The sequence below is a fragment of the Streptomyces sp. NPDC001002 genome (genome assembly GCF_053599215.1).
Genome location: NZ_JBSFLV010000253.1, coordinates 1 through 7,581 on the forward strand (window position 1 = coordinate 1; position 7,581 = coordinate 7,581).

The 7,581-nt window shown below is 69.0% G+C and carries 8 protein-coding genes; 2 read left to right on the plus strand and 6 right to left on the minus strand.

What is annotated here, in order from left to right; translation table 11 throughout:
• Positions 1-99: 99 nt before the first annotated feature.
• The 3 genes from ACWDR3_RS46535 to thyX all read right to left on the minus strand — a co-directional run bounded on the left by ACWDR3_RS46535 (position 100) and on the right by thyX (position 3,747).
• Complete coding sequence (locus ACWDR3_RS46535) at positions 100-1,785, minus strand: ribonuclease J (RefSeq protein WP_450358758.1); 1,686 nt, start codon at positions 1,783-1,785, stop codon at positions 100-102.
• A gap of 128 nt (positions 1,786-1,913) precedes the next feature.
• Complete coding sequence (gene dapA / locus ACWDR3_RS46540) at positions 1,914-2,813, minus strand: 4-hydroxy-tetrahydrodipicolinate synthase (protein WP_450358759.1); 900 nt, start codon at positions 2,811-2,813, stop codon at positions 1,914-1,916.
• 193 nt (positions 2,814-3,006) lie between these two features.
• Positions 3,007-3,747 carry an FAD-dependent thymidylate synthase gene (thyX, locus tag ACWDR3_RS46545; RefSeq protein WP_450358760.1) on the minus strand — a complete coding sequence of 247 codons (741 nt, stop codon included), beginning with the start codon at positions 3,745-3,747 and terminating at the stop codon, positions 3,007-3,009.
• 198 nt (positions 3,748-3,945) lie between these two features.
• On the opposite strand from thyX, the gene ACWDR3_RS46550 reads away from it, so the two are divergent.
• Positions 3,946-4,182 carry a hypothetical protein gene (locus ACWDR3_RS46550; protein ID WP_450358761.1) on the plus strand — a complete coding sequence of 79 codons (237 nt, stop codon included), beginning with the start codon at positions 3,946-3,948 and terminating at the stop codon, positions 4,180-4,182.
• 90 nt (positions 4,183-4,272) lie between these two features.
• On the plus strand, positions 4,273-4,827 hold the full coding sequence (locus tag ACWDR3_RS46555) for a PH domain-containing protein (RefSeq protein WP_450358762.1): 555 nt from the start codon (positions 4,273-4,275) through the stop codon (positions 4,825-4,827).
• 97 nt (positions 4,828-4,924) lie between these two features.
• Here ACWDR3_RS46555 and ACWDR3_RS46560 read toward each other — a convergent pair whose 3' ends face one another.
• From ACWDR3_RS46560 to ACWDR3_RS46570, 3 genes are read right to left on the minus strand one after another with little or no spacing between them, the layout of a single operon-like run.
• Positions 4,925-5,377, minus strand: a complete 453-nt coding sequence (locus ACWDR3_RS46560) for a hypothetical protein (RefSeq protein WP_450358763.1) — start codon at positions 5,375-5,377, stop codon at positions 4,925-4,927.
• Positions 5,378-5,385: 8 nt separating this feature from the next.
• Positions 5,386-6,138 (minus strand): 4-hydroxy-tetrahydrodipicolinate reductase, encoded by a 753-nt coding sequence (gene dapB / locus ACWDR3_RS46565; protein ID WP_450358764.1) that lies wholly within the window; start codon positions 6,136-6,138, stop codon positions 5,386-5,388.
• 26 nt (positions 6,139-6,164) lie between these two features.
• Positions 6,165-7,544: a M16 family metallopeptidase gene (locus ACWDR3_RS46570; protein ID WP_450358765.1), complete on the minus strand. Its 1,380-nt coding sequence runs from the start codon at positions 7,542-7,544 to the stop codon at positions 6,165-6,167.
• Positions 7,545-7,581 lie beyond the last annotated feature (37 nt).

Genomic DNA, 7,581 nt, shown 5'->3' on the forward strand with positions numbered 1-7,581 from the left:
GACCCGGAGCGGATCGACGCCGGCAAGGCCACCCTGGTGCACGACCTGCCGGGTGCCAACCCCTTCACCAAGGTCACGCGTACGAGGGGTCGTACGTGATCAGACCTCCACCACCACCGGGAGGATCATCGGCCTGCGCCGATAGGTGTCGGAGACCCACTTGCCGAGGGTGCGGCGGATGAGTTGCTGCATCTGGTGCGGCTCCACCACGCCGTCCTGGGCCGAGCGCTCCAGCACCTCCGTGATCCTCGGAGTGACCTCGCCGAAGACGGAGTCGTCGATGCCCGAGCCGCGGGCCTGGATGTGCGGGCCCGCCGTGATCTTGCCGGTCGAGGAGTCGATGACCACGAAGACCGAGATGATGCCCTCGTCGCCGAGGATCTTGCGGTCCTTCAGGGCCGGCTCGCCCACGTCGCCGACGGACAGGCCGTCGACGTACACGTAGCCCGCCTGGACCTTGCCCGAGATCTTCGCCTTGCCCTCGATGAGGTCGACGACCACGCCGTCCTCTGCGATGACGATCCGGTCGTGCGGGACGCCGGTGAGAGCGCCCAGTTCGGCGTTGGCCCGGAGGTGGCGCCATTCGCCGTGGACCGGCATCAGGTTCTTCGGCCGGCAGATGTTGTAGAAGTACAGGAGCTCGCCGGCGGACGCGTGGCCCGAGACGTGCACCTTGGCGTTGCCCTTGTGGATGACGTTGGCGCCCCAGCGGGTGAGGCCGTTGATCACGCGGTAGACCGCGTTCTCGTTGCCGGGGATCAGGGAGGACGCCAGGATCACGGTGTCGCCCTCGACGATCCGGATCTGGTGGTCCCTGTTGGCCATGCGGGACAGGGCCGCCATCGGTTCGCCCTGGGAGCCCGTGCAGACCAGGACGACTTCGCTGTCCGGGAGGTCGTCGAGCGTCTTGACGTCGACGACCAGACCCGGCGGGACCTTGAGGTAGCCGAGGTCACGCGCGATGCCCATGTTGCGGACCATCGAGCGGCCGACGAAGGCGACCCGGCGGCCGTACTCGTGGGCCGCGTCCAGGATCTGCTGGATGCGGTGGACGTGGCTGGCGAAGCTCGCCACGATGATCCGCTTGCGGGCGCTGCCGAAGACCTGGCGCAGCACGTTCGAGATCTCGCGCTCGGGCGGGACGAAGCCCGGGACCTCGGCGTTCGTCGAGTCGGCGAGGAGCAGGTCGATGCCCTCCTCGCTGAGCCGTGCGAACGCGTGCAGGTCCGTGAGGCGGTTGTCCAGCGGGAGCTGGTCCATCTTGAAGTCGCCCGTGTGGACGACCATGCCGGCCGGCGTGCGGATGGCGACCGCCAGCGCGTCCGGGATGGAGTGGTTGACCGCGACGAACTCGCAGTCGAAGGGGCCCACCCGTTCGCGGTTCCCCTCCGACACCTCAAGGGTGTACGGGCGGATGCGGTGCTCCTGGAGCTTGGCCTCGATGAGGGCGAGGGTCAGCTTGGAGCCGATCAGCGGGATGTCCGGCTTCTCCCGCAGGAGGAAGGGGACACCGCCGATGTGGTCCTCGTGTCCATGGGTCAGGACGATGCCCTCGATGTCGTCGAGGCGGTCCCGGATGGACGTGAAGTCCGGCAGGATCAGGTCGATTCCGGGCTGCTCCTCCTCGGGGAAGAGCACTCCGCAGTCGACGATCAGTAGGCGGCCTCCGTACTCGAAGACCGTCATGTTTCGGCCGATCTCGCCGAGGCCGCCGAGTGGGGTGACCCGTAGGCCCCCTTCGACGAGCGGCGGGGGCGGGCCGAGTTCAGGATGCGGATGACTCAAAAGACTCTCCTCACCACACACGCCACGTACCGATGGGCACGTGGCGTGCGTGACGTTCGTGCGTGTAGCAGTTGTCATTGTGGATTGCAGGCATCGGTGGCCCGCTTATTCAGTTGTGAAGTCTGGTGTCAGAGCTGTACCCCGCCGGCGGCAAGATCGATCTTGAGCTGCTCGATCTCTTCCGAAGTGCACTCGACCATCGGTGCGCGCAGGGGTCCTGCGGGCAGTCCCTGGAGGGTGAGCGCGGCCTTCGTGGTCATGACGCCCTGAGTGCGGAACATGCCCGTGTAGACCGGGAGCAGCTTCTGGTGGATCTCGGTGGCCTTCTGTACGTCGCCCGAGACGAAGGCGTCGACGAGGGCGCGCAGATCGGGTGTGACCACATGGCCGACGACCGAGACGAAGCCGACCGCGCCCACGGAGAGCAGCGGCAGGTTCAGCATGTCGTCGCCGGAGTACCAGGCGAGGTCCGCGCGGGAGATGGCCCAGCTGGCGCGGCCGAGGTCGCCCTTGGCGTCCTTGTTGGCGACGATCCTGGGGTGCTCGGCCAGTCGGACCAAGGTCTCCGTGGCGATGGGGACACCGCTGCGCCCGGGGATGTCGTAGAGCATGACCGGCAGCTCGGCGGCGTCGGCGACAGCCGTGAAGTGTCGGTACAGGCCCTCCTGCGGGGGCTTGTTGTAGTACGGGGTGACGACGAGGAGGCCGTGTGCGCCGGTCTTCTCGGCGGTGCGGGCTAGCTCGATGCTGTGGTGGGTGTTGTTGGTGCCGACGCCGGCCACCACGTGGGCCCGGTCGCCGACCGCCTCCAGTACGGCTCGTACGAGGTCCGCTTTCTCCGCGTCGCTGGTGGTCGGGGACTCGCCGGTGGTGCCGTTGATGATCAGGCCGTCGTTGCCTGCGTCCACCAGGTGGGTGGCGAGCCGCTGTGCGCCGTCGAGGTCGAGCGCGCCGTCCGCCGTGAAGGGCGTGACCATGGCGGTGAGGACCCTCCCGAAGGGGGTCTGCGGAGTGGAGGTCGGAGCCATGGGTAACACGCTACTCGCTGCTCAATGCGGGGTCTGCCCTTGGGGTGCGGGATAAGTCCGGACAAAGGAGGAGCCCGGTACTGCCTGCTCGGGGGTTCAAGCAGTACCGGGTCCGTTTGATCAGGCTAGATGAACTTCTCTAAATGCCGCAATACGGACACTTCGCACGGCTGATCCGTACATGTGTACCGGGTTACGGGGCGACACGGCCGTTGGTGTTGAAGGCGGCGTGGGTGAGCGGCATGAGCTTGGCCCACTCCTGCTCCATCTTCTCGCCGACCATCTCGATCTCCCGCTGCGGGAAGGACGGCACCTTGGCCAGCTCGTGCTGGGTGCGCAGACCGAGGAAGTGCATCAGCGAGCGTGCGTTGCACGTGGCGTACATCGAGGAGAAGAGGCCGACGGGGAGGACGGCACGGGCGACCTCTCGGGCGACTCCGGCGGCGAGCATCTCCTGGTACGCCTCGTACGCCTGACGGTACGAGTCCTCCATGACGCGGCCGACCAGCTCCTGCTGGGCCTCGGTGCCCTCCACGAAGACGTACTTGCCCGGGCGGCCCTCCTGGACCAGCTTGCGGGACTCGCCGGGGACGTAGAAGACCGGCTGTAGCTCCCGATAGCGGCCCGACTCCTCGTTGTACGACCAGCCCACGCGGTGCCGCATGAACTCGCGGAAGACGAAGATCGGGGCGCTGATGAAGAAGGTCATCGAGTTGTGCTCGAAGGGGCTGCCGTGCCGGTCCCGCATCAGGTAGTTGATCAGGCCCTTGGAGCGCTCGGGGTCTTTGCCCATCTCGTCCAGGGACTGCTCACCGATGGTCGAGACACGGGCGGCGAACAGCACGTCGGCGTCGGACGCGGTGTGCTTGACCAACTCGACGGTTACGTCGCTGCGGAAGCTGGGCTTGTGGTCGTCGGCAGGGGTGTCGGTCACGGCTCGCGGGGTCCTTCCGTCTCTTCTCTCGGGCGGCGCCCACTCTACGGCCCGGGACTGACAACGGGCGTTCGGTGGCGGGTCGCGACATACGGCGGCGAAATTCTGTGAATTCGGCGAAACCGGGCACCTCTTGGGGCATTCGCTCGTCTGACCTGATGACAGTGATCCGTTCGACCCGAAGGGAGAAGCACCCCGATGTTCAGTCGGCGCGAACCCGTCCCGTTCGCCTTCCTCGCCGAAGCCGACAGGTTCCGCAGCAATGTCTCTCCGCCGCCCCGACCGCGGGCGTCCTTCAGCCAGACGGCCGGGCGTTGGCTGTTGGGGCTCACCATCGTCGCCGGGATAGCGGGGTCGCTGGTCCTCGGCATGCCGGCGCTGTCCACCCCCACGGACACACCGGCACAGCAGTCACAGGCCTCGCAGGGGCGCTGACTCCATCCGGACCCCACAGGTGGTGAGCGCGGACACGGCCGGATAACCTCACCGGGCACAGCCCATGCATGGATTGAGTGAGGACCAGCCGTGCCCCTGCCCTTCCTGACGGCCGACCGAACCTTCGAGACGGCGGACGACATCGCGCTGCCGTTCGACGACCGTGACCGCTGGCGGCGGCCCTACCGTCCCGGACCCTGGCGCGTCGGCATGGCGGCCCTCTGGCTGCTGCTCGCCTCGTTCGTGCTGTTCTCCGCGGTCATCCTGGCGGTCACCACCTCGGCGTCCGAGGCCGGCGTGATCCTCGCCATCGCGCTCGCCGTCATCCTCTGCTCGCTGCGCCTGCTGCGCGTGGGCGTGTGGGTCAGCGCGCACGGGCTGCGCCGGGTGGGCTTCTTCGGCACGCGGACCACGCCGTGGGACCGGGTCGTCGCCGTGCGGACGGTCCAACAGCCGGTGCGCTGGCTCGGGTTGCCCCGGACCGTGCAGGGACAGGCACTGGTCCTCGTACGCAGGGACCGCGGCCCGGAGGACGCGCCGGTGCTGTTGACGACGCACAATGCCGACTTCCTGGCGCGCACGGGGTCGTTCGACCGGGCGGCGGACACCATCGAGGCCTGGGCCGCGGAGAATCGGCGGGGCTGACGCCGATATCTGTACTCAAGCCGAAGGGGCCGGTCCGCAGTTGGTGCGGGGCGGCCCCTTCGGCGTACCGGCGCGCGGGCATCACTGAAAGGTGCGGTCAGGCTTCGATGGTTCTGCCGTCGTGCAGGGCGATCGCGCGCTGCATCGCCTTGCGGGCTCGTGGGGTGTCGCGGGCGTCGTGGTAGGCGACGGCCAGGCGGAACCAGCTGCGCCAGTCGTCGGGGGCGGCCTCCGTCTCGGCCCGGCGTTTGGCGAAGACCTCGTCCGCCGAGTCGCGGTCGATGCGGCCGCCGGGTGTGCGGGCCAGTTCGTCGACGGGCAGGCCGCCCTCGGCGTCGAGTTCGGCGGCCAGGGCGTTGGCTCTGCGGACGAACTGGGTGTTCTTCCAGAGGAACCACAGGCCGATCACCGGCAGGATCAGCACCGCCACGCCGAAGGTGACGGTGAGGAGCGTGCCGGACTGGATCAGCATCACGCCGCGGCTGCCGACCAGGACGAAGTAGAAGACCAGGACGGCGGCCGTGACGGTATAGGTGAGCTTGGCTCGCATGGCAGTCGTCAGCCCAGGTCCAGGAAGTGTTCCAGACCGAAGGTGAGGCCCGGCGTGGTCACCACGCGGCGTGCGCCGAGCAGGATGCCCGGCATGAAGCTGCTGTGGTGGAGGGAGTCGTGGCGGATCGTCAGCGTCTCGCCCTCGCCGCCGAGCAGGACCTCCTGGTGGGCGAGGAGGCCGCGCAGGCGGACCGAGTGCACCGGGACGCCGTCCACGCTGGCGCCACGCGCGCCGTCCAGGGCCGTGACCGTGGCGTCCGGCGCGGGCGCCGAGCCCGCCTTCGCCCGGGCGTCGGCGATGAGCTGCGCGGTCCGGGCGGCGGTGCCGCTGGGGGCGTCGACCTTGTTCGGGTGGTGCAGCTCGATGACCTCGACCGACTCGAAGTACGGCGCGGCGATCTGCGCGAACTTCATCGTGAGGACGGCGCCGATGGAGAAGTTCGGCGCGATCAGTACGCCGGTCTCCGGGGACTGGGCGAGCAGGTCCTTGAGGTGCGCGAGGCGGTCGTCGGTCCAGCCGGTGGTGCCGACGACCGCGTGGATGCCGTGCCGGACGCAGAAGTCGAGGTTGCCCATCACCGAGGCGGGGGTGGTCAGTTCGACCGCGACCTGGGCACCGGTGTCCGCCAGCGTCTCCAGCTTGTCGCCGCGGCCGAGGGCGGCGACCAGCTCCATGTCCTCGGCGGCCTCGACGGCCCGTACCGCCTCCGCACCGATCCGGCCCTTGGCACCGAGGACGGCCACGCGCAGCTTGCTCATGTTCTTGCTTCCTTACCGGAGGGGTGTCAGGCGACGGCTTCCTGCAGACGGGACGCCTGTTTGTCCTTCAGCGGCCCGATGACCGACAGCGAGGGCCGCTGTCCCAGGATGTCGCGGGCGACCGCGCGGACGTCGTCCGGGGTGACCGACGCTATCCGGACCAGCATGTCGTCGACGGACATCTGCTCGCCCCAGCACAGCTCGCTCTTGCCGATCCGGTTCATCAGCGCGCCCGTGTCCTCAAGACCCAGGACCGTGGAACCCCGGAGCTGGCCGATGGCGCGGTCGATCTCGTCGTCGGACAGGCCGTGTTCGGCGACCTGGTCGAGCTCGTCGCGGCAGATCTTCAGTACGTCGTGGACCTGCGAGGGCCGGCAGCCGGCGTAGACGCCGAAGAGGCCGCAGTCGGCGAAGCCGGACGTGTACGAGTACACGCTGTAGGCCAGGCCGCGCTTCTCCCGGACCTCCTGGAACAGCCGGGAGGACATGCCGCCGCCCAGGGCCGTGTTGAGGACCCCGAGCGCCCAGCGGCGGTCGTCCGTGCGGGCCAGGCCGGGCATGCCGAGGACGACATGCGCCTGTTCGGTCTTGCGGCCGATCAGTTCGACGCGGCCCGCGGTGCGCAGGGCGCGGCGGCCGTCGCGCGGGGCGATGGGCGCGGCGTCGGCGCTCTTGAAGGCGCCCGACTTCTCGAAGGCCGCGCGGACCTGACGTACGACCTTGTCGTGGTCGATGTTGCCCGCGGCCGCCACGACCAGGTGGGTGGGGTCGTAGTGCTTCTTGTAGAAGCGGCGGATGCGGTCGGCGGTGAGGGCGTTGACCGTGTCGACCGTGCCGAGGACCGGGCGGCCGAGGGGGTTGTCGCCGAACATCGTGTGCGCGAACAGGTCGTGCACGCAGTCGCCCGGGTCGTCCTCGGTCATGGCGATCTCTTCGAGGATCGCGCCCCGCTCGACGTTCACGTCGTCCTCGCGGATCAGCGAGCCCGTGAGCATGTCGCAGACGACGTCGATGGCGAGGGGGAGATCGGTGTCGAGCACGCGCGCGTAGTAGCACGTGTACTCCTTGGCGGTGAACGCGTTCATCTCGCCGCCGACCGCGTCGATGGCGGAGGAGATGTCCAGCGCGCTGCGCTTGGAGGTGCCCTTGAAGAGCAGGTGCTCCAGGTAGTGCGTGGCGCCGTTCAGCGACGGCGTCTCGTCACGGGAGCCGACGTGCGCCCAGATGCCGAAGGTGGCGGAGCGCACCGAGGGCAGCGTCTCGGTGACGATGCGCAGGCCGCCCGGGAGGGTGGTCTTGCGGACCGTGCCGATGCCGTTGGTGCCCTCGATGACGGTTTGGGTACGGGCGACGGCCCGCGCCTCCGAGGAGGTGCGGACGGCCTCCTGCGGGCTGAACCAGACCAGGTCGAGGGCGTCCTGCCGGGGCCGGCAGTCGCCGGTC